This window comes from Arthrobacter cryoconiti (assembly GCF_020905375.1).
In the GTDB taxonomy this organism is placed as follows: domain Bacteria; phylum Actinomycetota; class Actinomycetes; order Actinomycetales; family Micrococcaceae; genus Specibacter; species Specibacter cryoconiti.
This window is the reverse complement of sequence record NZ_JAJJBU010000024.1, coordinates 85084-111488: the sequence shown is the minus strand read 5'-3', so window position 1 is coordinate 111488 and position 26405 is coordinate 85084. Positions and strand designations below refer to the sequence as shown.

Annotated in this window: 26 protein-coding genes and 1 pseudogene; 12 read left to right on the top strand and 15 right to left on the bottom strand. The window is 58.4% G+C overall.

What is annotated here, in order from left to right; translation table 11 throughout:
• From LOH53_RS13135 to LOH53_RS13125, 3 genes and pseudogenes are all read left to right on the top strand, one after another.
• Positions 1-260, top strand: a pseudogene (locus LOH53_RS13135) (DUF4162 domain-containing protein); the annotation flags it as partial.
• Positions 257-1069 carry an ABC transporter permease gene (locus LOH53_RS13130; RefSeq protein WP_326832788.1) on the top strand — a complete coding sequence of 271 codons (813 nt, stop codon included), beginning with the start codon at positions 257-259 and terminating at the stop codon, positions 1067-1069. The pseudogene LOH53_RS13135 and the gene LOH53_RS13130, both read left to right, overlap by 4 nt.
• A gap of 27 nt (positions 1070-1096) precedes the next feature.
• Positions 1097-2311, top strand: a complete 1215-nt coding sequence (locus tag LOH53_RS13125) for a class I SAM-dependent methyltransferase (RefSeq protein ID WP_230068195.1) — start codon at positions 1097-1099, stop codon at positions 2309-2311.
• 253 nt (positions 2312-2564) lie between these two features.
• Here LOH53_RS13125 and LOH53_RS13120 read toward each other — a convergent pair whose 3' ends face one another.
• Both LOH53_RS13120 and LOH53_RS13115 read right to left on the bottom strand, forming a co-directional pair.
• Positions 2565-3026: a hypothetical protein gene (locus LOH53_RS13120; RefSeq protein ID WP_230068194.1), complete on the bottom strand. Its 462-nt coding sequence runs from the start codon at positions 3024-3026 to the stop codon at positions 2565-2567.
• A gap of 37 nt (positions 3027-3063) precedes the next feature.
• On the bottom strand, positions 3064-3327 hold the full coding sequence (locus LOH53_RS13115; protein WP_230068193.1) for a MoaD/ThiS family protein: 264 nt from the start codon (positions 3325-3327) through the stop codon (positions 3064-3066).
• A gap of 392 nt (positions 3328-3719) precedes the next feature.
• On the opposite strand from LOH53_RS13115, the gene LOH53_RS13110 reads away from it, so the two are divergent.
• Complete coding sequence (locus LOH53_RS13110; protein ID WP_230068192.1) at positions 3720-3944, top strand: hypothetical protein; 225 nt, start codon at positions 3720-3722, stop codon at positions 3942-3944.
• A gap of 94 nt (positions 3945-4038) precedes the next feature.
• Here the strand turns inward: LOH53_RS13110 and LOH53_RS13105 are convergent, their stop codons facing one another.
• Positions 4039-4851: a shikimate 5-dehydrogenase gene (locus tag LOH53_RS13105; protein ID WP_230068191.1), complete on the bottom strand. Its 813-nt coding sequence runs from the start codon at positions 4849-4851 to the stop codon at positions 4039-4041.
• 100 nt (positions 4852-4951) lie between these two features.
• Here LOH53_RS13105 and LOH53_RS13100 point away from each other — a divergent pair, with 100 nt between their 5' ends.
• Positions 4952-6094, top strand: coding sequence for a glutamate--cysteine ligase (locus LOH53_RS13100; protein ID WP_230068205.1), 1143 nt, complete (start codon positions 4952-4954; stop codon positions 6092-6094).
• Positions 6095-6178: 84 nt separating this feature from the next.
• On the opposite strand, the gene LOH53_RS13095 is transcribed toward LOH53_RS13100, so the two are convergent.
• Positions 6179-6808, bottom strand: coding sequence for a TetR/AcrR family transcriptional regulator (locus tag LOH53_RS13095; RefSeq protein WP_230068190.1), 630 nt, complete (start codon positions 6806-6808; stop codon positions 6179-6181).
• A 112-nt stretch (positions 6809-6920) separates the two neighbouring features.
• On the opposite strand from LOH53_RS13095, the gene LOH53_RS13090 reads away from it, so the two are divergent.
• The 6 genes from LOH53_RS13090 to LOH53_RS13065 all read left to right on the top strand — a co-directional run bounded on the left by LOH53_RS13090 (position 6921) and on the right by LOH53_RS13065 (position 14704).
• Positions 6921-10100 carry a glycoside hydrolase family 2 TIM barrel-domain containing protein gene (locus LOH53_RS13090; protein WP_230068189.1) on the top strand — a complete coding sequence of 1060 codons (3180 nt, stop codon included), beginning with the start codon at positions 6921-6923 and terminating at the stop codon, positions 10098-10100.
• A 168-nt stretch (positions 10101-10268) separates the two neighbouring features.
• Complete coding sequence (locus LOH53_RS13085; protein ID WP_230068188.1) at positions 10269-11006, top strand: phosphatase PAP2 family protein; 738 nt, start codon at positions 10269-10271, stop codon at positions 11004-11006.
• On the top strand, positions 11003-11698 hold the full coding sequence (locus tag LOH53_RS13080) for a DedA family protein (RefSeq protein WP_230068187.1): 696 nt from the start codon (positions 11003-11005) through the stop codon (positions 11696-11698). The genes LOH53_RS13085 and LOH53_RS13080 overlap by 4 nt, the downstream gene beginning before the upstream one ends.
• Positions 11685-12356: a response regulator transcription factor gene (locus tag LOH53_RS13075; protein ID WP_230068186.1), complete on the top strand. Its 672-nt coding sequence runs from the start codon at positions 11685-11687 to the stop codon at positions 12354-12356. Before LOH53_RS13080 ends, LOH53_RS13075 begins: the two co-directional genes overlap by 14 nt.
• Positions 12353-13330, top strand: a complete 978-nt coding sequence (locus tag LOH53_RS13070; protein ID WP_230068185.1) for a sensor histidine kinase — start codon at positions 12353-12355, stop codon at positions 13328-13330. The genes LOH53_RS13075 and LOH53_RS13070 overlap by 4 nt, the downstream gene beginning before the upstream one ends.
• Positions 13331-13441: 111 nt before the next feature.
• Positions 13442-14704 (top strand): APC family permease, encoded by a 1263-nt coding sequence (locus tag LOH53_RS13065; protein ID WP_230068184.1) that lies wholly within the window; start codon positions 13442-13444, stop codon positions 14702-14704.
• On the opposite strand, the gene tsaD is transcribed toward LOH53_RS13065, so the two are convergent.
• The 5 genes from tsaD to alr are packed head-to-tail and all read right to left on the bottom strand — an operon-like array spanning position 14691 to position 18862.
• A complete protein-coding gene (tsaD, locus tag LOH53_RS13060; protein ID WP_230068183.1) occupies positions 14691-15785 on the bottom strand; it encodes a tRNA (adenosine(37)-N6)-threonylcarbamoyltransferase complex transferase subunit TsaD in 1095 nt (364 codons plus the stop codon). The two genes, LOH53_RS13065 and tsaD, sit on opposite strands and share 14 nt — an antisense overlap.
• Positions 15782-16285 (bottom strand): ribosomal protein S18-alanine N-acetyltransferase, encoded by a 504-nt coding sequence (rimI, locus tag LOH53_RS13055; RefSeq protein WP_326832787.1) that lies wholly within the window; start codon positions 16283-16285, stop codon positions 15782-15784. Before rimI ends, tsaD begins: the two co-directional genes overlap by 4 nt.
• Positions 16282-17019, bottom strand: a complete 738-nt coding sequence (gene tsaB, locus LOH53_RS13050; protein ID WP_230068182.1) for a tRNA (adenosine(37)-N6)-threonylcarbamoyltransferase complex dimerization subunit type 1 TsaB — start codon at positions 17017-17019, stop codon at positions 16282-16284. Before tsaB ends, rimI begins: the two co-directional genes overlap by 4 nt.
• 5 nt (positions 17020-17024) lie before the next feature.
• The gene (gene tsaE, locus LOH53_RS13045) at positions 17025-17633 is read right to left on the bottom strand and encodes a tRNA (adenosine(37)-N6)-threonylcarbamoyltransferase complex ATPase subunit type 1 TsaE (protein ID WP_230068203.1); all 609 of its coding nucleotides are present in this window, start codon (positions 17631-17633) and stop codon (positions 17025-17027) included.
• A 2-nt stretch (positions 17634-17635) separates the two neighbouring features.
• A complete protein-coding gene (gene alr, locus LOH53_RS13040; RefSeq protein ID WP_230068202.1) occupies positions 17636-18862 on the bottom strand; it encodes an alanine racemase in 1227 nt (408 codons plus the stop codon).
• A gap of 151 nt (positions 18863-19013) precedes the next feature.
• Between alr and LOH53_RS13035 the strand changes: the two genes are divergently transcribed.
• Positions 19014-20324: a glycosyltransferase gene (locus LOH53_RS13035; RefSeq protein WP_230068181.1), complete on the top strand. Its 1311-nt coding sequence runs from the start codon at positions 19014-19016 to the stop codon at positions 20322-20324.
• 43 nt (positions 20325-20367) lie between these two features.
• Here the strand turns inward: LOH53_RS13035 and rbsD are convergent, their stop codons facing one another.
• The 6 genes from rbsD to LOH53_RS13005 all read right to left on the bottom strand — a co-directional run bounded on the left by rbsD (position 20368) and on the right by LOH53_RS13005 (position 26236).
• Complete coding sequence (gene rbsD, locus LOH53_RS13030) at positions 20368-20751, bottom strand: D-ribose pyranase (protein ID WP_230068180.1); 384 nt, start codon at positions 20749-20751, stop codon at positions 20368-20370.
• Entirely contained in the window at positions 20748-21707 is a 960-nt protein-coding gene (locus tag LOH53_RS13025; RefSeq protein WP_230068179.1) for a ribokinase, read from the bottom strand. The genes rbsD and LOH53_RS13025 overlap by 4 nt, the downstream gene beginning before the upstream one ends.
• Before the next feature lie 5 nt (positions 21708-21712).
• The gene (locus LOH53_RS13020) at positions 21713-22651 is read right to left on the bottom strand and encodes a substrate-binding domain-containing protein (RefSeq protein ID WP_230068178.1); all 939 of its coding nucleotides are present in this window, start codon (positions 22649-22651) and stop codon (positions 21713-21715) included.
• Positions 22652-22712: 61 nt separating this feature from the next.
• Positions 22713-23684, bottom strand: a complete 972-nt coding sequence (locus LOH53_RS13015; RefSeq protein ID WP_230068177.1) for an ABC transporter permease — start codon at positions 23682-23684, stop codon at positions 22713-22715.
• A gap of 19 nt (positions 23685-23703) precedes the next feature.
• Positions 23704-25209, bottom strand: coding sequence for a sugar ABC transporter ATP-binding protein (locus tag LOH53_RS13010; RefSeq protein WP_230068176.1), 1506 nt, complete (start codon positions 25207-25209; stop codon positions 23704-23706).
• A gap of 1 nt (position 25210) precedes the next feature.
• Positions 25211-26236, bottom strand: a complete 1026-nt coding sequence (locus tag LOH53_RS13005) for a LacI family DNA-binding transcriptional regulator (RefSeq protein WP_230068175.1) — start codon at positions 26234-26236, stop codon at positions 25211-25213.
• Positions 26237-26405 lie beyond the last annotated feature (169 nt).

Sequence of the window (26405 nt, the reverse complement as noted above, 5' to 3'; positions counted from 1 at the left end):
CCCGACTGTATGCCGAAGCAGGAGGGGAAGTGGAAGGGCTACAAATCACCAGGCCAACGCTGGAAGACATCTATCTCCAACTTGTGGCCAGCCATGGACTCCCGGCGACAGCGTCACAGCCAACCCAGCCAACCCAGCCAACCCAGCCAACCCAGCCAACCCAGCCAACCCAGCCAACAGCCGAGGAAACGGCGCAGTCGCAGACCCAAGCCCAGTCCCCGTCTCAGTCGAAGACACAGTCAACTGGGAGTGTCGCGTGAAGACCCTGGAACTTGGCACCTCCCGAATTGGTTATGAGCTACGCCTGTACTTCCGGCAGGGAGACTCGGTATTTTTCACGTTCTTATTCCCTATCCTGATGCTTTCCGTCTTCGCGGTAGCGTTCAGCACCAGCGGAAACATCGGCGCCGCCCCCGATGGTAGTGGCGGAATTAGCTTTGCGGCGTTCTATGTACCGGGCATGGTGGCCGCAGGCATGCTGCTCAGCGGGGTACAGAACCTGGGAGTGGACATTGCCGGCGAGAAGGGAGATGGCACACTCAAGCGTCTTGCCGGTACTCCCCTCCCGGTCTTTTCATATTTCATGGGCAAGATCGGCATGGTTCTTATCAGCTCCGTATTTCAGGTGGGGTTGTTGCTACTCGTGGCCCGGTTCGCGTTCAATGTCCAGCTGCCCACGGATGGTGGGAAATGGCTGACGTTTGCGTGGGTGTTCCTTTTCGGCGTAATTACCAACTGTGTACTTGGCATCGCTTTATCGGCGCTGCCCCGGTCGGGAAAAAGTGCTACTGCCGTGGTGATTCCAATCGTGCTGCTTTTGCAGTTCATCTCAGGCGTCTACCTCAACTTTGCGCAGCTGCCCGGTTGGCTACAAAACGTGGCAAGCATCTTCCCACTCAAATGGATGGCACAAGGAATGCGTAGCGTGTTCTTGCCAGCCTCCTTTGAGACGATGGAACCCGCTGGTACGTGGGATTTGGGACTCGTGGCTTTGGTCATGGGTGTGTGGCTGGTTGTGGGACTCATCCTGTGTCGCCTGACCTTCCGCTGGATCCGCAAGGACAGCTAAACGGGCGCTGGCGGCTACGCTTGATCCATGTCTACAGACGCAATTTCCCCTCTTCTCACCTCCGCCGGATGGGAGCTTTTGTCCTCACTGGACACGTACAGCGAGTCTGCTTCGCTTAAACTCAACGAAACCCTCCGGAAGGCTGGGCACTGTCCGGAATTGGTGGCGGCTGCCCTGACACAGTCCCGACTGCGGGCCAAAGCGGAGGAGAAATTTGGCGAGTTTGCCGCTCACATGCTGTTCACTCAGGCAGGCCTGGAGCAGGCCACCCGGTTGAATATTGCAGCGCTGCACGCGCAGCGGTTCACGAACGCGTCCATCACCTCCGTGGCAGACCTTGGGTGTGGTCTGGGCGCTGACTCGCTGGCCATGGCCGGCTTGGACATCGCCGTCACAGCCGTAGAAATGGATGAGATCACGGCAGCCTGTGCCACCGTGAACTTAATGCCTTTTCCGCATGCGTTGGTTGTATGCGCCAAGGCGGAAGACGTCGATCTCGAAGGGATTCAGGGGGTGTGGCTTGACCCGGCTCGTCGCACCACCAGCACATCAGGGACCACACGACTCTTTGACCCGGAGGCCTTCTCACCGCCTTTTTCGTTCGTGGAAAAGCTCGCTGATGCTGGCCTGGCCATGGGCGTAAAAATGGGTCCGGGGATTCCCCATGAGGCCATCCCGGATGCTGCGGAGGCACAGTGGATTTCCGTCAACGGAGACGTAGTCGAGGCCGGACTCTACTTCAATGCACTGGCCCGACCAGGCATCCGCCGGGCAGCACTGGTCATTGGCCGGCATGGCTCGTCCGAGCTGACCAGTGCGGTGCCGTACGTCCCGTACGCTCAGGACGTTCAAACCGGTCCGGTATTCGGTTATCTGTATGAGCCCGACGGCGCCGTGATTCGCGCTGGACTCGTCGCGGACTTAGCCCGCATCATGGGCGGGCACTTGATAGACGAACACATAGCGTACATTTGCACGGACCATCCCGTGGAGACTCCATTTGCTCGCGGTTACAAAGTCCAAGAAGCGCGGCCGTTGAACGTCAAAGCACTTAAAGCATGGGTGAAGGCAAATCGGATCGGCGTGCTGGACATCAAAAAACGCGGGATTTCAATCACCCCGGAGGAACTCCGCCGCCAGTTGCTGACCGGTTCCGGGAAAGGGCCCAACAAGGCCACCTTGATCCTGACCCGAATCGGTGAAGACAGGGTCGCAGTCGTCGTTGAACCGTTGGACTCTTAAACTACAGATTGACCCATTTGATGTTTGGTTCACTTCATTGTCTCAACTGAATTCGTAGAGACTTATATCGTTTTCTGCTCTATTTTCTAATATTCATTCTCTAAATAACCGCATTTAGTTTGACGTGGCAATGACTGATCTCCAAAACTACGCCCCAAGGAGAACTACCTTTTTCAGACGTGTTCCGTTCTACTCTCAACCACTCACCAAAAGCCCGGTCAATCCTGCGCGCTTTAAGAATCACGGGTGACTACTAGCCCCGGCACCTAGGCGCCACGATTGTTGCTGGTGCGCCGGTTAGAGCTGGTGAGGTTCTAACCGCCTGGTGCTTGGAGGCTGCCAGAGAAGTTTGGGACGGGGAGCCAGCCCCTGCAGAAAAGAATGATCCCGCAATGAAAAACAGCACAATTTGAAGCACGAAGCATCCCCAGCCCGTCAGTAGCCCAAGGTGATACTTAGGAGAGGCCAACGTGGCCGCTATCAGGGTGACGAAAGGCATGCCCACCGCCACAGCGAGGCACGATCCGATGCCAAACTCAATCATGCCACTATTGGTGTTCGCGTACCGGGGGGCATCGCCAACGAATGACATGCCAACTACTGCAACTAACATGTAACCGCTAACCACAATGGTGGCAATAGCCAGCACGATGGCTGAGGCAATATGAAGGCCTGTAATCGAAGCTCCAACTCGGCCTTTGGTACGTACGGACATGTCTCCCCCTTGATAGCGTGTGCCAGTTTAGACTCATTTACTCGCCGGCAAACGTCGGCAGAACGGCGACGACGGCGGTCGCCTCCAGCACTGCAGCCATGTTCGGTAAGGCTACTTTGTTGCTCAAAAAGATGCATCGACTCAGCAGAGTCGCCCGCGAAGGTGCACTCGCCCAAGCAAATTTCGGGTGTTGGCTAGCCAGAATTCCCCGTAGATCACCCAACGTCAGCGGCTCCAGGTCAAGCCGCTCCTCATCGACACCGCTGGCTGTACGTGCTGAGGCGAAGTATCCGATCAGCATTCAGACACAGATCGCACTCATGCTGCGGTCCGGCTGCACAGGATCCGGCTTTTCAGAATCCTTGTCACCGAGCCACACGCGCGGCCGCAGTGAGCACAAAACGGCTCCGCGGCCGAGGGAACGATCCCAACGGTGGCCAACGACTCAGACGAGTCGGGGAAACGAACCCCAGCGTTCAGCAAATGAACGTCGATACCAGACTTGCCTGCGCTAGTGAGGGAGGAAGATTTATGCGAGCGTTTTCTAACACTTTCTAATCGAATCAGATGTTATCTAGATATTTTATAATCCTATTTTTTGCTCTTAATTACTGAAATTAGATATAATCTGAATTTCTTTAATTAAATAGATACCAAGGTTGCCAATACATAAAATGGGTATATACTCCCCTCATGACACATTCAGTCGGGATGCAAGTGGCAATTACCGCGACCCTTACCGTTTTCGTGCTGGCTGGGTCGTTATTTTTTCTGACGATCAGCGCCTTTGATTTCCCGTCGGTGATTGGTGGTGGGCTATCGGCCTTTGGAGCTGTCTTGCTAGTCTCGATGCGACGATTCATAGGTGCCAGACGGACGTCTGCGAGCAGATCAGCGCAGTACAAATCGACGAAGTAGGCAGTCGGTTTGAGTTGGTCGAGGAACGCGCGCGCAAAGTAATCGCCTTGGCAAAAAATACATCGGCTATTTCACTTTTTCACAAGCAGCCCGATTACTGCCTGGAAAACTCTGAAGCTTCTCGCACCAGTTCCCCGCTGGGCCGCACTCCCGTGTAGAGCACAAATTGCTCCTCCGCCTGAAGAGCGATCACTTGCGCACCCGTAATGACGTGCTTGCCTGCCGCGAGTCCTGCCAGGATAAGGGGCGTTTCGGAGGGTAGTGCGACGACGTCAAAGATCACCTTCGCAGCCGCTACCTGAGCATCAGTGAACGACTGGACATTCTTTTCAGATCCACTCATACCGAGTGGGGTGACGTTGATGAGCATTTCCGCCCGGTCGGCGTCGGACCCGGGGACCCACTCGAAGCCGTAGAGCCCTGCCAACGCCCGGCCAGCAGCCTCATTGCGAGCCACAATCGTGACGTTTGCAAATCCGGCGTCGTGCAAGGCAGCGGCTACGGCCTTGGCCATACCACCGGAGCCTCGCAGCAGCACGGTGGTTTCCACCGGAATACTGTTCGCGGCCAGCAACCGGGCAATCGCCAAATAATCTGTGTTGTAAGCCGTCAGGACACCACCGTCGTTAACGATCGTATTGACGGAGTCGATCGCCGCGGCGGAAGCATCCATCACATCCACCAGAGCGATGACTTCCTCCTTGTAGGGCATTGACACCGCTGCACCGCGAATGCCCAGCCCGCGAATGCCGGCAATGGCCTGTGCCAGATCCGCGGGGGCAAAAGCTTTGTAGACGAAGTTCAGCTCCAGAGCGTCATAGAGGTAGTTGTGAAACCGCGTACCAATATTGCTGGGCCTCGCCGCCAAGGAAATGCAGAGAGTCATGTCTTTGTTCAAAATGGGCATTCACCCATTCTGCCCCACCACTGTCAACTACAATCAAAAGGCGCCTGCTTCATTCATGCATGCGGAATGCACCCACACCACCCATAAAGGGGGACCCGCAGTGAAGATCGATTTTGCTACTTCTGAGCAGTCAACCCTTGGTTTGGAGTGGGAAATTGCGCTCGTTGACAACCAAACTGGCGAACTCGCTGCCGGTGCCGACAAGGTCTTGGCGGCCGTGGCGCAGACTCATCCGCTTGCCATGAATGACGAGGAACACCCGCACATCAAGGGTGAAATGCTGCAAAATACCGTGGAATTGGTCACAGGTGTGGCCCACACGGTGGAAGAGGGCACGGAGGACTTGCGCAGGAATCTGAACATTGTCCGCGCAGCAGCGCACCCGCTGGGTTTGGATCTGCTCAGCGCCGGTACCCACCCCTTCAGTAATCCCCGCACGCAGGAAGTGACGGATAAAGAACGCTACGCAAAGCTGGTGGATCGCACTCAGTGGTGGGGCAGCCAAATGCTCATCTACGGCGTTCATGTCCATGTAGGACTGGACCACGTCGCCAAAGCGATGCCCGTACTAGATGGTCTGCTCAACCACTTCCCGCATTTCCAAGCGCTGTCCGCCTCATCCCCCTTTTGGGGCGGTGAGGACACCGGCTATGCGTCTCAACGGGCACTGATGTTCCAACAGCTCCCTACTGCCGGGCTGCCATTCCAATTCTCTGACTGGAGCGGCTACGAAGACTACGTCCAGGACATGTTCACCACCGGAGTCATTGATGCCACGAACGAAATTCGCTGGGACATTCGTCCGGTACCGGGTCTGGGTACCATTGAAATGCGTATTTGCGACGGCATGTCCACGTTGGAAGAAATTGGCTCCATTGCAGCACTCACGCAATGCTTGGTTCAGGATTTCTCCAATATTCTAGACAATGGCGGGACCATCCCCACCATGCCTCCGTGGCACGTTCAGGAAAACAAGTGGCGCGCCGCCAGATACGGCATGGACGCCATCATTATCCTGGACGCGCAAGGGCGCGAACAGCCCGTCACCGAACACCTCATGGAACTCATCAACCGACTTGAACCAGTAGCGTCCCGTTTGGGATGCGCCAAAGAATTAGCCGGAGTGGAAGACATCATCTCCCGAGGCGCTGGGTACCAGCGCCAGCGTGCCGTCGCGGCCAAGAACGACGGCGACTTGCATGCGGTAGTTCGGGAACTCGTTGCGGAGATGGCCAGAAACTGAGCCGTCACAGCTGCGCTGCACTCAAGCCTGTGCTGATGCCTGTGCCTGTGCCTGTGCTGCACCCTAAGAGTTCGGGACCGCTTGTCAGCCCGGCAGTACCACCAAGTCCAGGTAGTCACGCAGGCAACCAGCCATGTCGATATTCTCCGGTGCCATAAGCCATTGAGTCTGGATGCCATCCCACACCGCAATAAGGGTGGCAGCTGCCCGCGCGGGGTCCACACCCTCACGCAGTCTGCCCTCTTCGGCGAGCGCTCTAAAACGTCTGGCGTAGCTCTCCCGTAGCCTCTGGTATCTGTCCGTGAAATACGCCTTGCCCGGGTGGTCCTCCGTCAACGATTCCGCACACAGCACCGTGTAGAGCTCAATGACGCCCGGCACTGTCTCATTGAAGCGTGCTTGCCGGATCACGGCATCGACGAAAGATTCTTCTAGCCCGGCAGGGATGCCGTCGCTTGCGCGAGCGATTTCGCCGGCAGCAACGGAATCGCGTAACACCAGCACCGCGAGCAGCAGCTCGGACTTGGAGGGGAAATAGTGCAACAAGCTAGTTTGGCTCATCCCTACCTTGTCCGCCACGTCCTGCAGCGATCCTCCTCGGTAGCCGTGAGCGGCGAATACCTGATGGGCGGCCGTTACTATGCTCTCGCGCCGCAGTCGCGACTTTGCATAGGGTCCCCGCTTTGCCGTTTTTCCGTCTGGATTGCTTCCCATGATGTGCCAGCCTAGCCCACGTCTTTTGTATTAATTGTGAAATTCGAGTGAGTACTCGAAATATATGGTAGTTTCGTCTCCAGTCGGCTCCCACCCACGAAGGACGTTCATCATGTCTCCTGATAATTTGCTCAACGACGCAAGCACTGCAAGCGAAACAAACACAGTCAGCTACATCAGCGACCTCCGGGCCGGTCACGGAGCCAGAATGCCTGCACGGTCATGGCTTCGCACTGACGCGCCGGAGATTTCATTGAACGGTGACTGGCACTTCCGTCTGCTGCCCGGAGCCCCGGGAACTCCTGGTTGCAGCGCCGTCCTCCCCGATGGCGAGGCGGTGGAGGGGGTGGCTGAGGAGTCTTTTGACGACTCCGGCTGGGATGCGATCGCTGTCCCGTCCCACTGGGTACTGGGTCACGACGGCAAGTACGGGCGCCCGATCTACACGAACGTCCAGTTTCCGTTCCCGGTTGATCCCCCGCATGTTCCTGATGCGAACCCCACAGGTGATTACCGCCGCCACTTTGTTATCCCGGCGGAATGGCTCAACGGCACTGGTGGCGTCGTTTTACGCTTTGACGGGGTGGAGTCTCGCTACAAAGTGTGGGTCAACGGCCTAGAGATAGGAGTGGGCTCTGGAAGTCGACTGGCACAGGAATTTGATGTCAGCGGGTCGCTAAGAGTAGGCAAAAATCTGATAGTTGTGCGGGTACACCAATGGTCTGCGGCCAGTTACTTGGAGGATCAAGACCAGTGGTGGCTTCCTGGCATCTTTCGGGATGTGACTCTTGTGAGTCGGCCTGCCGCGGGACTGTATGACGTTTGGCTTCGCACGCAGTGGTTGGCGGACTTTGGGGCAACGCAGACGGGTACCGGAACCGGCACCATCGATGCGGAAATTACCGCTGACCTGCAGGCCTTCCCAGTAACCCTCCGGGTGCCAGAGCTGGGAGTTGAGGTTCGCTGGAACACGCCAGCCGACGTCGTACCCTTGAGCGTGGAGAATGTCCGGCCCTGGTCTGCTGAAATTCCGCGGTTGTACCAGGCCACCGTATCCACGGCAGCGGAGACGCTCTCCCTCAAACTTGGCTTCCGCACAGTGGAGATCAAGGATGGCTTGTTCTTAGTCAATGGGCGCCGCGTTCTGTTCCACGGCGTCAACCGACATGAGACTCACCCCGACCGCGGACGCGTATTCAATGAAGAAGACGCCCGCGCGGACCTGAAGTTGATGAAGCGTTTCAATATCAACGCCATCCGTACCAGCCACTATCCCCCTCATCCGCGCCTGCTGGACTTAGCTGACGAGCTCGGCTTCTGGGTCATTCTTGAATGTGACCTTGAAACTCACGGATTCGAAGCGGGCGGTTGGGCGAAGAACCCCAGTGATGACCCCGCATGGCGCGACGCGTATCTGGACAGAATGGAACGCACCCTAGAGCGGGATAAGAACCATGCCTCCATCGTCATGTGGTCACTGGGCAATGAGTCCGGCACGGGAGCCAACCTCGCTGCGATGTCCGTCTGGGTCCATGCCCGTGATGCGCACCGCCCAGTCCACTACGAAGGCGATTACACCGGTTCCTACACGGATGTGTACTCACGCATGTATTCCTCGATTCCGGAAACGGATTCGATTGGCCGCGATGACTCCCGCTCGCTCCTACTTGGCTGCACTGCCACCGAGTCCGCAAGGCAACGTAGTAAACCCTTCATGTTGTGCGAGTACGTCCACGCCATGGGTAACGGCCCCGGCGCAATTGACCAATATGAGGATCTGACGGATAAATACCCGAGGCTGCATGGCGGTTTCGTCTGGGAGTGGCGAGATCACGGAATCCGTACGCGAACAGCGGACGGCACGGAGTTCTTCGCCTATGGCGGAGATTTCGGTGAGGTGATTCATGACTCCAACTTCGTCATGGACGGCATGATCCTCTCCGATTCCACCCCCACTCCCGGCCTCCATGAGTACAAGGCGGTTGTGGCACCCATCAGGCTGCGATTCATACCCACGGATGCCGGGGTGAGCTTGCTGGTTTCCAATTTGCGTCACAGCGCTGATACCTCAGACATACAGTTGCGTTGGCGCTTGGAGGGCGACGGCGTTCTACTCTCCCATGGGATGCTCGACGTCGGAGTTCTCGCCCCGGGCGCAGCCTCCACACTTGCGCTGACTGATGTGCTGGGCCAGCGTACGGATCGGGACGACACCGACGAAATCTGGCTCACGGTGGAAGCTGCGCTGCGCCATGACACTCCGTGGGCTCCAGCAGGGCATGTGATTTCCGTAGCGCAATTTGATGTCACTGAGGGAACTAACCGGCGAAGTTCTGCGGTGAAGTCCCGCACGCCTCGGCCATCTCCCACTGTGTTAGCGTCTGGATCGGCACCTGGATCTGCACCCAGGGCCGGAGTCCTCGAGCTGGGGCCTGCCCGCTTCAATGCTGGCCAGTTGACGGCTCTAAACGGACTGGCCGTTAAGGGACCACGGTTGGAACTGTGGCGTGCTCCCACTGACAATGACAACGGAAATGGCTTTGGTTCCTACGACGCCGCGGACCCCTGGGAAAACTATGGCAGGGGCGTCCCCGCCCCGGCACGCTCTAGCACTTGGAAAGACGCTGGCCTGGACCGGCTCACGGGCCGTGTCGAAGAGGTTGCTACGCTGGAGAATGGGTTGCGTAGACTGACCCGCTATGCGGCCGCAGACCGTCGGGCCACCATTGCCATGGAAGAGAATTGGCAGTTCGTTGACGGCCAGCTCTGGCTGCGAGTGGACATCACACCCAGCACCGGGTGGGACGTCATCTTGCCCCGTATCGGTGTCAGTTTTGATTTGCCACTGGAGGTGGCTGGCGCGTCGTGGTTTGGAACTGGACCGCTGGAGTCTTATCCGGACAGCATGTGTGCGGCGCTCGTGGGTCGGTATCAGGCATCGGTGGAAGAACTTTCCTTCCCGTATGCCAAGCCCCAGGAGACCGGCCATCGCAGTGATATGCGCTCTGTGGATTTGCTCCGCGACGGCGGCCCGTGGCTGCGCATCGACGCCGAGCCCGATGCCGCTGGCAGGCTGCCAGGCTTCACGCTTTCTCACCACACGCCCGGACAGATCGCTGCGGCTGCACATCCACACGAGCTACCCGCCCCTACTCACACCCATCTGCTCTTAGACGCCGCGCAGCACGGGCTGGGATCACGTGCGTGCGGTCCTGACGTCTGGCCGGACTTCGCGCTCCGTCCGGAAGCGCGAACCCTCGTGATGGCAATCACTGCCCTTAAAGCGGATTAACAACAGCTCTCAAGGAAATTCTTAGCGAATTCTTAGACTACACACGGCACAGTGGAAGAAAGGTCTCCGGGCCGCTTGTCCATCCACCATGCTTTGGAGAATTCATTGAGCCATTCACTGCCTTCGCGCAGCACCCATAGAACAGGGCCCGGACCGCAGCCACACGAAGTGTCCGCGCTCCAGACCCGGCTCCAGGTTCTCCCACAGCCACGGCTATGGGGTCTGTGGGTGCTCTCCTTGTCTTTGATCGTGCTCGCGTTGGGCTTTTACGCTATCAACAGCGCACGATTCACCACCGACGAGTTCACTTTGGATCAAGATCTTAGCCGCCATCACGACGGCATCTTCAACGTCGTGGCTCTCTCCATTGGCACTATTTTTTCTCCTGCAGGCGGTGTGCTGATCATTGCCGCCGTGAGTTTGTTCTTGCTCATTGTGCGCAAGTCCCCCGTGAACGCAGTGGCATTTGGGGCGGTGGCGGCGTCAGGGTGGCTCTCTAGCCAGTTCTTCAAGGCCGTGATCGCGCGTCCCCGTCCCGACCCGGCTTTGCTCTTCAACCCACTTGCCCCCGAAACCGGATCCAACAGCTTTCCCAGCGGCCATGTGGCACTGGCCGTTGGATTAGCCTGGGCCTTCTGGTTTCTCGCCAGGAAAACCCGCTGGGCGCGGATCACCGCCATTCTTGGGATTTGCATTCCGCTGGTGATCGCCTGGTCCAGGCTGTACATCGGCGTTCACTATCCCAGCGACGTCGTTGCGTCACTTCTCGCTGCGAGCGCCGCTGTGGTGCTGTTCGCCGCCGTGTGGAACCAATATCAACGACGGGTACTGCCCCGAGTCCCGCTTCTGGGCAGGTTCGGCCCTCTGGCCCCCACAGTTTCAGAAGATCGGAGCGCAAATCAATGACTTTTCCGACTTTGGTTCTCCCTGCAACCGTCCCCACAGGGCTCCTCTCCTCGTTAGACCCCACAGCGTTACTGGGCGGGCTCGGGCCCGCCACGCTGGCCGTCGTCGCACTCATCATCTTCATCGAATCCGGTGTGCTGTTCCCCTTCCTGCCGGGCGATTCGTTGTTATTCACCGCGGGGTTGCTCCATCAACAGCTTGGGCTGCCGTTGCCGGTGCTGATCGGCGTCGTTGCGCTGGCTGCTATAGCTGGAGACCAGGTAGGCTATCTCCTTGGGCGGAAGTTTGGACGGCGCTGGTTCAAGGACGATGCCCGTGTTCTCAAAACAAGATATTTGGTGGAAACAGAACAGTTCTTTGCCCGTCGAGGGGGCTGGGCAGTGGTGCTGTCCCGGTTCGTGCCGATTGTGCGCACTTATGCGCCTCTCGTGGCCGGGATCGCGCACTACGACCACAAAAAGTTCACGCTGTGGAACGTTGTCGGTGCCCTCGGTTGGGCCAGCTCTGTAGTGCTGTTGGGCACGTGGCTGGGCCACTTTGAGATAGTCGCAAAAAACATTGACGTGATTGCCGTCGTTCTGGTCTTACTGTCCGTTCTGCCTGGTGCCATCAGCATTCTTCGTCGCCGCCGCGCGTCAACTAGTGCGCCGATGCCGGTAACGCTGGACAATGAGGACCATGCCCAACTCTGAACTGCCACGACTACTCCTCATAGAGGACGACGCCGTGTTGGGTCCGCTGATCGCAGAACTGCTAGCTGGCGACTACTACGTCCAGCTCGCCGCTGATGGTCAGAAGGGCCTGCATCTAGCCCTGACCGGCACATGGGATGTCCTAGTGATCGATCGCGGGCTCCCGGTCATGGATGGACTCGCGCTTGTTCGGGCATTGCGCAGCAACGGCGTAGGCACCCCGGCTCTGATCCTCACGGCCCTGGGCAGCACAGCTGAAAAGATCGACGGACTGGACGCCGGCGCCAATGACTACATGAGTAAGCCCTTCGACGCCGGTGAACTCAAGGCACGGCTGCGCGCCATCACACGCAACTTCGGCTCCACACCGGCACTTCTGGAGATTGGCACGTGGGTGCTGGATCCGGTGAGCAGAAAGCTGCGATCCCAGTATGGGAACCATGTCGACCTCACCGCCAAGGAGAGCGAACTGCTGGCACTGCTGGCCGGAAATCCTTCCCGCGTGTTCACCCGACCCGAGCTCGTCGAGGCTCTCTTCCACCCCGGTGATTCTCCTGGAGTAATTGACACTTACGTCCACTACCTGCGTCGGAAGGTGGACAAAGCCCTCATCCGCACAGTCCACGGGCTCGGTTATCAGATTGGCGATGACTCATGAGTAGTTCCAGCGCACCCCATGCGGATACACCTCAACTGCGCCGCGCGGCCATTACCGTGGCAATCCGCATTGCCGCCGCCATTGCTCTCATGGTCATAGCCGTCATCATCGCAGCCGCCATTTACATGCTTTATCTCTCCCACCACCCTGATGTTTCAGCCACGGACACGTCAACTCGCGTTTACGTCGAGTCCAACGACATGCTGAAGGCCATGGTTGTTGCCGGTTTTGCCGGAATCGTGGCAGCGGGAGCCATCGGTTGGTTGAGCGCCCGCAGCGCTATCCGCCCCCTCGGTCAAGCGTTGGAGTTGCAGCGACGCTTCGTCCAGGACGCCAGCCACGAGTTGCGCACGCCGCTAACCATCCTCGATGCCCGGGTCCAGCTCGCACAGCACAAAGTGGACCCCGAGACTGACGCAGCACGGCTTCTAGGACAAATTCGCGTTGACACGGCCGCTCTCTCCGCCACTGTCCAGGAGCTGTTGCTCGCTGCCACGGGAGGCGGCGGTGCTCCTGCCGAACCGGTGGACATTGCCGCCGTCGTCGAGGACGTCCTGGCAGATTTAGGCGACATGGCGTCCTCCCTCGGTATCCGGCTCGAAAGCGTCCATAACGGCGCACCGCCGGCTCGCATCCTCTCTAACAGCCTGCGCCGGGCCGTGTTAGGGCTAGTGGACAACGCACTCAACCACACACCCCGCGGGGGGAGCATCACCGTCTCCACCGGCAAAGCTGGTCACACCGCTTTGATTTCTGTCACTGACACCGGCACCGGGATCTCCGGGATCGACCGCACCCGGGTGTTCGATAGATTTGCCCACACTACAGAGCCCTCCGAGGGCGGACGACGCAGCTATGGTCTGGGGCTCGCGCTAGTGCGGGAGATTGCTGTCGCAGCGGGTGGCACCATTGAGATCAGTTCGACCGGGCCACACGGGACCACCATGATCCTCACTCTGCCTAAGGCCCGCTAACCGCCAGCTCCTTGATTGTTGACGCTTAAATAGGCGGACGTTTACGTTATGTTCACCTCATATCGCTACTCTTTGTCAACGACCACTACCACGCAAGGGAAAACTGTTCTCATGACTAACGCTCCTGGGCTTGCTCGGCGCCTCGGAACAGTCGATGCCGTGATGATCGGGCTTGGCTCAATGATCGGTGCGGGCGTCTTTGCTGCTTTCACCCCTGCCGCCCGCGCCGCTGGATCCGGGCTCCTTCTAGGACTGTTGATTGCCGCAGTGGTGGCCTATTGCAACGCAAGCTCCAGCGCTCAGCTTGCCGCCGCCTATCCCGACTCTGGCGGAACCTATGTGTACGGAAGAAAACGGCTTGGCCCGTGGTCTGGCTTTCTGGCCGGCTGGGGATTCGTCGTAGGAAAGACGGCCAGCAGCGCCGCCATGGCCATAACATTTGCAGCTTACGCGGCCCCACCCGGATGGGAGCGCCCGGTGGCGATTGGCGCCGTCGTCCTCTTGGTGGCGGTGAATTACCATGGCGTGACCCGGACGGCCATGCTCGGGCGCATCCTCGTGACGGCCGTGCTTATTGCCTTGGCGCTTTCCACGGCAGCTGCGTGGGCCAGCGTCCCCGCTGGGGAATCGAACGCTAACGTGCAGAGACTGTTAGGCGATGGGCTGCTTTCTCACGGTTTCTATGGGATTCTGCAATCTGCTGGACTGCTGTTCTTCGCGTTCGCCGGCTACGCCCGGATTGCCACCATGGGTGGGGAAGTCAGGGATCCTCGGCGGACCATCCCACGAGCCATTCTGCTGGCACTGGCCATTGCCGCCCTCGTGTACGCGTGCGTGGCCGTGACGTTGCTGGCAGTTTTGGGGCCCGACGCCGTTGCCTCCTCCCCGACCCCACTCGCCGCGGCCGTAGCGTCCGGACCCTGGGAGTGGGCCAGTCCCTTGGTGCGCATCGGTGCCGCATTGGCGTCGCTGGGCGCGCTGCTGGCTCTCATTGCAGGCCTCGGGCGAACATCCCTTGCCATGGCAACGGAAGGGGACCTACCTCGCTGGTTGGCGGCCATACACCCCAAGTACAGGGTCCCGCATCGGGCAGAGTTAGTAGTGGGCGGCGCAGTGTGCTTGATCATCGCATTTGTTGACCTCCGGGGAGCAATCGGCTTTTCCTCCTTCGGAGTGCTCGTCTACTACCTCATCGCCAACCTTTCGGCGCTGACACAAACCGGTCTGGATCGACGGTACCCACGGTTCCTTCAGTTCCTCGGCGCCGCGGCCTGCGTTGTCCTGATGGTAACGCTGCCCCCGGAAGCCGTTCTGGCCGGCGTCATCATGTTCGCGGTGGGCATCGCCTACCGTTTCACAATCAAGCGAGGCTGATACTGCTCACCGGCATAGAGGAGTCGGGGGCGAAAGCTAGATCGCTGGGTGAGACGCCGTTCATGACCAGTTGGGCGCCGAGCGCTGCCACCATGGCGCCGTTGTCGGTGCACAGGCTCATTTTTGGGACGAGCAGCGTGATATTCGCGCCCGCGCAACGCTGCTGCGCCAATTCACGCAGTCTGGAGTTGGCAGCCACCCCACCGCCTAGGAGAAGAGTGGTCATCCCTTTTTCTTTGCACGCCAGGACAGCCTTGGCCGTGATGACGTCCACAGCGGCTTCTTGAAAAGAGGCCGCAATGTCAGCCACGGGTACGTTCTCGCCACGCGCCTCGTACCCTTCCACACAGCGCGCCACTGCGGTCTTTAATCCTGAGAAAGAGAAATCATAGCGGTGCGGACCGGGTTCATTAGCGGCGCCCATGTATTTTGGTGCACTGAGCCCGCGCGGGAAACGAATGGCCTTGGCGTTCCCTTCCTTGGCTAGTTTGTCGATCGCAGGGCCGCCTGGATAATTCAGTCCCAACACCCGGGCTACCTTATCGAAGGCTTCCCCAGCGGCGTCGTCGATCGTGGATCCGAGTAGTTCCACGTCCTCGGCCATGCTGCGTACTCGCAGAATTTCGGTGTGGCCCCCTGACACCAGGAGTGCGCCGAGATTTTCCGGCAGGCCCTCGCCCGGGCTCCGCACGGCCATCGAATTTTCCAAGAGTCCGACCCCCACATGGGCCACCAGATGATTGATGGCGTACAGCGGTTTACCGGTGGCAAGAGCCAACGCCTTTGCCGCACTCACACCCACCATCAGTGCCCCTGCTAGCCCCGGACCGCTGGTGACAGCGATCGCGTCCACGTCCTCGAGGGACACTCCGGCGTCCGCCAAAGCCTGGCGCAAGGTAGGCACAAACGCCTCCAAGTGCGCGCGGGAGGCAATCTCCGGGATCACCCCACCAAAACGGATGTGCTCTTCCATGGAAGAGGAAACGGTGTTAGTGAGCAACTGCGTTCCGCGCACCAGTCCCACACCTGTTTCATCACAGGACGATTCAATACCCAAAATCAGTGGATCTGTCTGGCTCATGAAGGATCCTCCTGGGTTGAGTGTGCACTAATTTCTGGCAGTATCAGGCGCATGATCAGCCCATCCGAACCGTCCCTGTAGTACCTGGGCCGGGTGTGGATGTGTTCAAAGCCGTAGCGCCGGTAGAGCTCCTGCGCCCGGGGATTTGTAGAGCTAACCTCAAGCATGATGTCCATGGCACCCCGTCGCACTGCCTCGGCAATTAGTTCATCCAGCATGGCTCGGGCAATTCCACGACCCTCAAATTCGGGTAAGACACCGATAGTTTGGATGTCCCCCGTTGGTGGCAGGCACATAAGCCCGGCGTAACCTGCTGTTTTTGTCTCTCCAAACCCGTCACGAACCTCCGCGATGATGTACCGCCGGGTGGCAGGTTCGCGAAGTTCTGCGACAAACATGCTGCGAGGCCAACAATCAATGCTGAAGAGTTGCTGGTCCATGACCGTGACGGCGTCCACATCGGCGTCCGTCATATCGCGCAGCACAACGTCCGCTTTCACAGCGCCCGCTTCCTGGGCCCAGGTACCTTGGCATCTGATTCACGAAGGTACAAAGGTGTGGTGTCGAGCAAACCAGCAGCCTCTAGCGATCCGGCGACTGAAATTCGTCGGATCGCCGCCCGCCCAAGCGCCAAAGCAGTGGGCTGCACGTCGGCGAGCACCGAGTACACCTCACATCCGGTCTGCTCCAGCTGTTCGCGGTACAACCCGGCACCGGCACCGAACACTTGGATGTCGCTGATGTCCGTGGGCGGGCCAACGTGGGGACCGTCCATGAGCTGGGCCGCGGCGCTGAATCTGGCCCAGTAGACCTCTTTGCGGCGCGCGTCCGTGGCGACCACAAAGTCACCCATGGCCACAGGACCCAGTGCCCGGCCGTCAAGCCCATGCCGAGGGGTGTCAAAGACTTGCTGCGCCAAGGCTTCAAGGCTCATCAGTCCATACAAGGGCACGTCCCAGACGAAGGCTAGAGTGCGGGCCATGGCAATGCCTGAACGCAATCCGGTGAACGGACCCGGACCCACGCCTACCACCACAGCGTCCAGGGCCGGGCCCTCTATGACAGCGTCGGTGAATAGTGATTTCACCCCTGGTGCCAGTACTTCGGCATGGCTGCGGGTGTCTTGCGTGGCAAAGTTCCCCACCACTGAAAGTGTCCGCACAGGGTCGTTCGGCTCGAAGTTCAGCAGGGTGGCACTGGCCACGGCTGAAGTGTCAATGGTCAAAATTCGCACGTTTTTTAGTCTATTCCGTTCGTGGTGGCGCCAGAATCCACGCCGTGGCCCAGCCCGGAGAAGTCAACGCCATGCCATCTAGGGCCCACTGCGCGCAAGCGCAGGAGCCGTGGTTCGTCGTCGTCGCCGTCAGTATCAGCGTCAAAGCCGGAAGCGTCAACATGTTCAAGCAGGCCTGCGTCGTAGGGAACATCCTGCGCACCGGACCCACCCACGGAGCGGACAAATTCGATCTCCAGCCGGCTCGCTGCCAGATGCTCCACCCGGTCCGCACCCCATTCCACCACTGTGACGGAGGTGTCCATGGTGTTTTCTAAGTCGATGTCATCAAGCTCGCCCGGGGAACCCAGCCGGTAAGCATCCACATGAACCAAGTCAGGGCCTCCCGGGTTGGGACCGTCAACCAAGTTCGGATGAATACGCACCAAGACGAACGTCGGCGAAATAATCCCCGAACGAACGCCCAGGCTATGACCCAAACCCTGCGTGAAAGTGGTTTTGCCCGCTCCGAGTTCCCCACTAAGAATCAGCAGGTCTCCGGCTTCGAGTAGCGCCGCCAGCTTCTTGGCCACGCACTGGGTTTCTGTTGCCGTTGCGGTAGAGAATTCCCACATCGTCACGCGCTGACCCCCATGCCCACGCTAGAACCGTCAGAAGCACCGGAAACGCCGGAGCCTTCCGCTGCGCCGGTCAGTTCAATGTACGTGCGCGGCACACGCCCGCTGATGCGTGTAACCACCTCGTAGTTGATGGTTCCGGCAGCCTCGGCCCAGCGCTCTACCAGGGGGCCGCCGTCGTGCCCGTTGCCGAACAGCACAGCAGCAGCACCCAGTGCCGAGCCTGGAACCTCGGCAGCAGAAAATCCATCCCGACCGGTGGGACCTAAATCAATGACCATCTGATCCATGGCGATCCGGCCCACCACGGGATAAGTGATGCCGTTGACACGGACCGGCCCACCCGTGGCCACCCGCGGGACCCCGTCGGCATAGCCAAGCGGTATCAAGCCCAGAGTCGTGGGAGCATCCGTCACGTAGTGCAGTCCGTAGGAGACTCCTTGGCCTGCCGGAACGTCCTTGCACATGGCCACGCGGGTCACCAATGTCATGGCCGGAATCAGGCCGAGCTCAGCTGCGGACTGGTCATGGAACGGTGAAAGCCCGTAGATACCTAGCCCCACCCGCACCATGTCAAAGTGCGAGTCGGGCCGCGAAAGTGTGGCGGGGGTATTGGCAATGTGGCGCACCTGCAGATCAGCACCGGCATCTTCAGCAATGGCCACGGCCTCGCGGAAACATTGGAGCTGCGCGTCAGTTTCGGGGCGGTGAGGTTCATCCGCCACTGCCAAGTGGCTAAACACGCCCACCACACGCAGCAGACCATCGTCTTGGTAGGCAATAGCCCGCGCCACCAACAAGTCCCAGTCGGCCATGGTGCTTCCGTTGCGGCCCAGCCCGGTGTCGATCTTTAAGTGGATGCGCGCAGGATGCTCCTGTTCACGGGCTGCGGCAGCGATGTGGTCTAGTTCCCAACCCGAACAGCCCAAATCAATCCCCTGCGCCACAGCGGCGCCGAAATCCGTGGACGGCGTGTGCAACCAGGCCATCAGTGGTGCCCCGATCCCGGCCGCACGAAGGCTCAGTGCCTCACTGACATGAGCCGTGCCTAGCCAATTCGCTCCGGCTGCTAACGCTGTCCGGGCTACAGGAATCATGCCATGGCCGTAGCCGTCGGCTTTAACCACCGCCATGAATTTGGCAGGGGCCGCCATGGCTTTCAAAGTGGCAACGTTATGAAAAATTGCAGGGAGGTCGATGATGGCTTGCCGTTCCGGGGCCCCCATAGGGGCAGGGTTGGGCTCAACTGAGGATCTCACCCTTCTATTTTAGGCCTTCAGAACAACCGCTGCGCCGAACGCTGCAAGAAGTGGTGGCAGAGGGCAAGCAGTGGCAAGATAAGGAACGATCCATCCACCGTGGCTGCAAAGGAAACCAGTGCACAAAGTCCGGCGCGTTGCCATGCTGTCCCTTCACACATCCCCTCTGGAACAGCCAGGTGGCGGGGACGCAGGGGGCATGAATGTGTACGTCCAGCAACTGGCCAAGGAACTAGCAGCAGCCGGGGTATGGGTGGACATCTACACGCGCCGCACATCTCCTGTCCAGCCAGACACCATTCCCTTGGCCCCACAGGTGGCCGTGCACCACATCACGGCCGGGCCCTGCGCCAAAGTTTCCAAGGAAGAGCTGCCGGAACTCATTGGCGAAATGGCCGACGCCGTCAGTACTCACATACAATCTCTCACCTCTGGCTTAGCGCCTTCCGTGGATACAGTTTCCGGGGATAAAGTCTCAGGGGCGGGCCCCACTAGTCCCGTCGGCCTTGTGCATTCGCATTATTGGGTCTCCGGCATGGTTGGCATTCTCGTAGCCAAGCGTCTAGACCTGCCTCTGGTACATACCATGCACACCATGGCTCGGGTGAAAAATGGTCATTTGCAGCCTGGCCAGAGCGCGGAACCAGGGATACGGGAGGACGGCGAACAGCAGATCGTGGGTGCGGCCACGCGCCTGATCGCGAACACCACGGCGGAAGCCACCGAGTTGGAACGCCACTATGACGGGTGCGAACAACGCATTGACATAGTCTCTCCCGGCGTAGATTTGAAGGTCTTCAAACCGGCGTTCCGTGACCGTTCTCGACAAGAGCGCAATATTGCCGCCGGTGACTTTCATGTGGTGTTTGCCGGACGTCTGCAGCGACTAAAGGGCCCCCACGTCTTGGTCAACGCCGCCGTGGTCTTGCAAGATGAGCGTCCTGATATTCCACTGCGGTTGACGTTTTTAGGGGCTCGCAGCGGAAACGAGAAATATGATCTTTTACAAATGCTCAGCGACGCCAAACTCAGGGCAAGCGCTCAGGTACTCACTCCCGTCAACCCAGAAGAATTGGCGCACTGGTACCGCAGCGCCGACGTCGTCGCTGTACCGTCAGCTAGCGAATCCTTCGGTCTGGTGGCCTTGGAGGCGCAGGCGTGCGGTACCCCAGTTATTGCTACTAATGTAGGTGGGCTCCCCCGCGCTGTCAGCGACGGACGAACAGGGCTGTTAGTGGAGGGCCGCTCAGCGCGACGCTGGGCCAACGCCATTGCTTCCTTGCACGATTCCGCTCAGACGCGCATCGACATGGGCCGGGCCGCTTCCGTCTACGCGGAGGCGTTCGGCTGGGAAAACACCGCCGCTCAAACCATGTCAAGCTACGATTTGGCACTGACGTACCAATACGTGGTGCCACCAGGCTGCTAACGCTTGCTGGCTGCCTGGTGGCATATATCCGTCAGTCTCGGAGCTAGAAAGGCACCCCGCAATACAATGCCACATTGGCAAAAGGCGTAGCTTCCCCAGTGCGGATGAACAGTTTCGCGTCAGCTGACATGGTCTTCAATCCTGCATGACTCACATAGTCAATGCCGGGAAAACGCTCCTGCAGCCACGTCTGAACTGGGCCACTTTGACATTCCGCTGCGGCAACGCATCGCTCAAAGATGTATTCATTTTGTAAAGCATCCAAAACCTGAGCAAAGCTTGGAACACCGTGAATCACGGCTAGGTCTACGACTTTTACGCCTGTCGGAACTGGCATTCCACAATCGGCCAGCAACACCATGTCCGTATGCCCTAATTTGCTCAGCTCAGCGTTCAGCTCGGCGTGAAGAATCCCGCGCTTCTTCACTGTTTAGACTGCGGCAAGAGGTCCCCCACCCGCGGATAAGATGGCTGCGTTCCGCGGCTCTGCACAGCAAAAGCACCCACTCGCACTGCATAGCGGACGGCGTCCTGTAGAGACTGCCCAGCAGCCAGTTTCAGACTCAACGCACCCACGAAGGCATCGCCAGCTCCCGACGTGTCGCGGGCAGTGACTACTGGAGCCGCGACGTCAAGAGTACCTGAATCATCCACACACAACGCTCCCTTGGCGCCACGTGTGAGAACCACTGACTTCATGCCCCAATCCAGGAGTTCTTGCGCAATCTTCCGATCGGCCCCCGGGAAATCCGTCCCGGGTTTGAGCAGGTTCAATAGCAACGACGCCTCATGCTCATTGACAACCAAAGGGTCGGCAAGGTGCAAGGTTGCTTCGTCGAGTTTGATGACCGGGGCTAGGTTCAAGAGCACTCTGCCCTGAGCAAGCCGGGCAGCTTCCATAATTCCCGAACGCGGGATTTCCCCTTGCAAAACAACTACACAAGCGCTGGCAACCAGGGCCTGCCGCGCGTGCACAAATGCCTTATCAACGAAAGCATTGGCCCCTGGAACCACTACAATCGTGTTCTCACCGTTCTCACAGACCGTGATCAGTGCCAGGCCTGTGGGCCCTTCGACAGTTTCCACCTCCACGGTGTCAACACCGGAAGCTATCAATATCGCCATCGCCGCCGTGGCAGTGGAATCATCTCCCACTGCCCCGACCAGCGCCACTTTACCGCCAAGGCTGGCCGCGGCTACTGCTTGATTCGCCCCTTTCCCGCCAGGCAACAATTCCAAGTCATTGCCTATCAGGGTCTCGCCAGGGAGCGGGTGGCGGTTAACACTCACCACTTGATCAATGTTGATGGAGCCAACTACCACCACCGTGCCAAGAATCGGTTTTTCCGTCTTCAACGTTTTTCGGTTATGAGAAGAGCTCACGGCGCTCACTTGAGGTAGTCAGCAACATTCGCCTTGGTCACTGAAACAACCTCGACGGGAACGGTAGCTTCAACGCTCTCACCCTTGATGATCTTGGCGGCGAGCTGGATAGCCAGCTGCCCCAACTTTGCCGGCTGTTGAGCAATCGTGGCTACGAGCTTGCCATCCTTGATGGCGGCCAGCCCATCGGTGGTGCCGTCAAACCCGACCACCTTGACGCTGGTACCGGCCTTTGTGCCTAGGGCCTGGATCGCACCCAAAGCCATTTCGTCATTTTCCGCAAAAACACCTGTCACATTGGGATTTGCCTGTAGCAAGTTGGTCGTTACGTCCAAGGCAGTGGCGCGGTCAAAGCCTGCAGTCTGCTTGGCGGCGACGGTAATACCCGGATATGCCTTCAAGCCTTCTTCGAATCCGGCTCCACGGTCACGGCTCGCGGATGTACCTGAAACACCTTGCAGGATGATGATGCTTCCTTTTTCGTTCATGGATTTTGCTAGTTCAACGGCTGCTTGCTTGCCACCAGCAACATTGTCACTAGCCACAAATGATGCCAGGTCCGCACCATTGACTGTTCTATCCACGCCAATAACGGGGATGCTGGCCGCGTTCAGAGCCTTGACCGAGGTGCCCGAAGCATCCGAATCTACCGGATTGACGATCACCACTTTGGCGCTGCCGGTGGCAGCTGTTGCCAGCTGATTGGCTTGGGTTGCGGAGTCATTCTGGGCATCAACTACTTCTAAGTTGATACCAGCCTCTTTGGCAGCCGCTTGCGCCCCATCGCGAACTTCCACGAAGAAGGGGTTATTCAATGTGGACAGCGCCAAGACCACCTTGTCAGTGCCGGAAGCCGCCGTATTGCGGTTGCACGCAGTAGTTCCGGTTAGAAGGATGGCGGCAGTGGCGGTGACAGCCGCAATTTGTCGAAGGGAGATCTTCATTGTTCATTCCTTTTGTCTTTAGGGTAATAAAATTGACGTGCTTAATTGATCTATTGAGGGTTCACGCGTTGCGGGTTTTGCGGCGTAGGACGTCAATGCCCACTGCCAGCGCAATGACCACGCCAATAACCACCTGCTGCCAGAACGATGTCACGTTGAGTAGGTTCAATCCGTTGCGGATAACCACAAGAACAAGGGCGCCCACAAATGTGCCTGAGATCCGTCCCAGTCCACCTGCCAGCGATGCTCCACCGATTACTACTGCGGCGATGGCATCTAACTCGTAACCAGCGGCAGCTTGCGGTTGAGCGGAATCCAAGCGGCCAGCCAGCAGTAGTCCTGCCAGAGCAGCAAATAGTCCGGCGAGACCAAAGACAATCACTACGATGCGCTTAACGGGAAGCCCTGAGAGCCTCGCAGCTTCTGCGTTGCCGCCCACAGCGTACATTGAACGCCCTAAAACAGTGCGATTGAGCAAGAACGATGCGATGATCGCCGATGCCACCAGCACAATGATCGGCATGGGGATAGGGCCCAGATTCCCTCCGAGGAAGGACACCTCTGGCGCCGTCTTGATGGGTCGCCCGTCGGAGATCACGAGAGTCAAACCGCGGGCGACGCTGAGCATTGCCAGTGTGGCAATGAAGGACGGAAGTTTACCGTAGGCACTGACTAAGCCGTTGACGACTCCTACCAAAAGGCCGGTAACTAACCCTGCTATCAACGCTATCCACCCCGATACCCCGGAGCCGACATAGAGCCAACTGGAAACCATGGCTGAAAGGGCTGCCACGGATCCAACCGAGAGATCGATACCGCCGGCCACGATCACAAACGTCATACCGAAAGCAAGCACTGCCACAGTGGACACTTGAATGCCAATGTTGAGAAGGTTAGGCCCTGTCAAAAAGTCTGGCGTGGCAATAAACAAACCTAGACACAAGATCAGCAGTCCCACGAGGGCGCCATTGTTTGCCAGGAATCTTTTGACGTCAAAACGACGTCGTGATGCGTCAATCGTTGCTGTGGACATTGCTTGTGTTCCTAGTCTTTCAAAGGTCTTCGTCGGTGTCGCGCGCCGCGAGCGTCATGACTTTGTCTTGTGTGGCTTCCCGTGCGTCAAGTTCGCCGGCAATTTCACCGTCGCGCATTACCAGGATCCGGTCGCTCATGCCCAAGACTTCAGGCAGTTCGCTGGAGACCATGACTATGGCGCCACCTGCGGCGGTGATCGCATTCATGAGCTCGTAGATTTCGACCTTGGCGCCAACATCAACGCCTCGGGTTGGTTCGTCCAAGAGAAGGAGAGTGGATTGCGCAAGAATCCACCGGCCGAAAACCGCTTTTTGCTGATTCCCACCTGATAGGGATCTGATCGGCTGTTCTATGTCGTGCATGCGAATTCGTAAGGTCTTAGCCACACTCTCCGCACGGCTCTTTTGTCCTGAGAAGTCGGCAAGGCCAAACCGGGAGGTTTCTTGTAGCGTGGCATAGCCTAAGTTGTCATTGACCGAGGCATCCAAGACTAGGCCCTGGACCTTCCGATCTTCAGGGACATGGCCGATCCCAGCCTTGATCGCAGCCTCCACGCTTCCGCGCTGTAGTGGCTTATTGCGAATCCTCACTGAGCCGTGATCGTATTTATCGGCGCCAGCGATCGCTCGGAGCACTTCAGTCCGGCCGGCCCCGACTAGGCCTGCGATCCCCACGATCTCTCCCGCCTTGACGGTGAAACTGATGTCCTTGAACTTGTCCTTGGAACCAAGTTTTGAAACTTCCAAGATCAGTGAAGCCTTTGGTTGGGAATTTTTTTGGCGAGGAAACTGCTCGTCAATGGCGCGTCCCACCATTAGCTTCACCAGTTCGTCTTCCGGCGTGGAGCCCGGGACTTCCGCTACGAACTCCCCGTCCCGCAGCACAGTGACTGAATCTCCAATCTCAGCTATTTCATCGAGGTGGTGGCTAATGAAGAGCATGCCCACGCCGTGGTTGCGCAAGTCCTCCACGACCTTGAATAGGTGTTCTGTTTCATGGCGGGTCAGTGCGGCTGTGGGCTCATCAAGAATCAGTATCTTGGCGTGGATGCTCAACGCCTTGGCAATTTCTACCAGCTGTTGCTGAGCAATACCGAGTTCGTTCACGAGTGTATCGACGTCGATCGTGAGTCCAATCAGCGCCAACGCTTCCCGCGCCTTGCGGCGTAATTCTTTCCTGTCCACCATGCCAAACTTGCGTGGTGTTCTTCCCAGCATTACGTTTTCAGCGATACTCATGGTTCCCACCAGATTCAATTCCTGATGGATCGTGGCAATTCCATGCTGCTCTGCCGTGCGGGTGTTGGGAAGGCTCACAGCTTGGCCATCCATAATGATTTCGCCGCTGTCCGGCTGATGAACGCCAGCCAGCATCTTGATTAATGTCGACTTACCTGCACCGTTTTCACCCAGTAGCACCTGTACTTTGCCGGGATAAACGCTGACGCTAACACCCTTGATAACCTGCACGGGGCCAAACGACTTGGTGACGTTGGCTAGCGTGACTAGCGGTTTTGGATCCATTTCAGTGGCCCCTTGTGATTATCGAGCCGGCCTGTTCGGCGCTGCTGGTCGAGGAACGGATGATGAGTTCGCTCGGTAGAACTATCGACTGTGGGTTCCGCCCCCCAATGACATCGATGAGAAGCCCCACGGCAAGCTTGCCCATTTCATGGACGTTGTTGGAAACTACTGTTAGAGACGGGTCAAGCAGGGTGAACATCTCAATGTCGTCAAAAGCAATCAGAGCCACGTCACGGCCAATTTTCAACTTCATCTCATGAACACAAGAAATGGCCCCCATAGCCATCAGACTGTCGGCAGCAATGACCGCCGTCGGGGGCGTTTGAAGGTTCATCAGCTTTTGCATGCCAGCAGCCCCACTGGCTGTCTGGTAGTCCCCGAAGTACACCAATTCCACATCAGCTGCGAGCGAGCTCATAGCCAAGGCATTGGTATAGGCTGCCCAACGCTCGCGTCCCGTGGACGTTGATTGCGGACCAGAGATAAAACCGATTCTGGTGTGGCCCATGGAGGACAGATGTTGGACAGCTTGTTGGATTCCCTTGTTGCTGTCTGTGGTCACAGTGGGCACATCCACGCCGTCCACGGTCCGGTCCACGAACACCGTCGGAATGCCACGGCGGACGATGTCTGCAATTGCCCCGCTGCCGTCCCCGTGCGGGGTCAGAAGTATTCCGTCAACGCGCCGCTGGATCAAGGTATTAAGGTATCGATCCTGTTGATCAACACGTTCGTTGGCATTGCCCAGTAAAGTCACGTAGCCAGCGTCCAGTCCTGCTTGTTCAGCGGCATGGGCGAGGTCTGCAAAGAAGGGGTTCCGTACGTCCGAGACAAGGAGCCCGAGGGAATTGGTGCGAGTGGAGCGCAGTGACTGTGCCTGCGTATTTGGCCGGAAATCCAGTGCTTTAACAGCAGCGGTTACCTGGGCTCTAGATGCGGGCGATGTAGCCGGATTACCTGCAATAACCCGCGACGCCGTCGACACCGAAACGCCTGCAGCGGCAGCGACGTCTCTGATGGTAGCCATACTCACCTCTTTGTGATGTGTCGTGCAGTGTTCCGTGGAAACGTTCCCATGGAATCGTTCTCACAGACTAATGCAAGGACTTTTGAGCGTCAAGGGCGAACCGTTCCGGGTACCGCTGGCCAGCCTTGTCGAGACGAAAAACGCCGGACGGACTGGCCCCGTGGTTTCC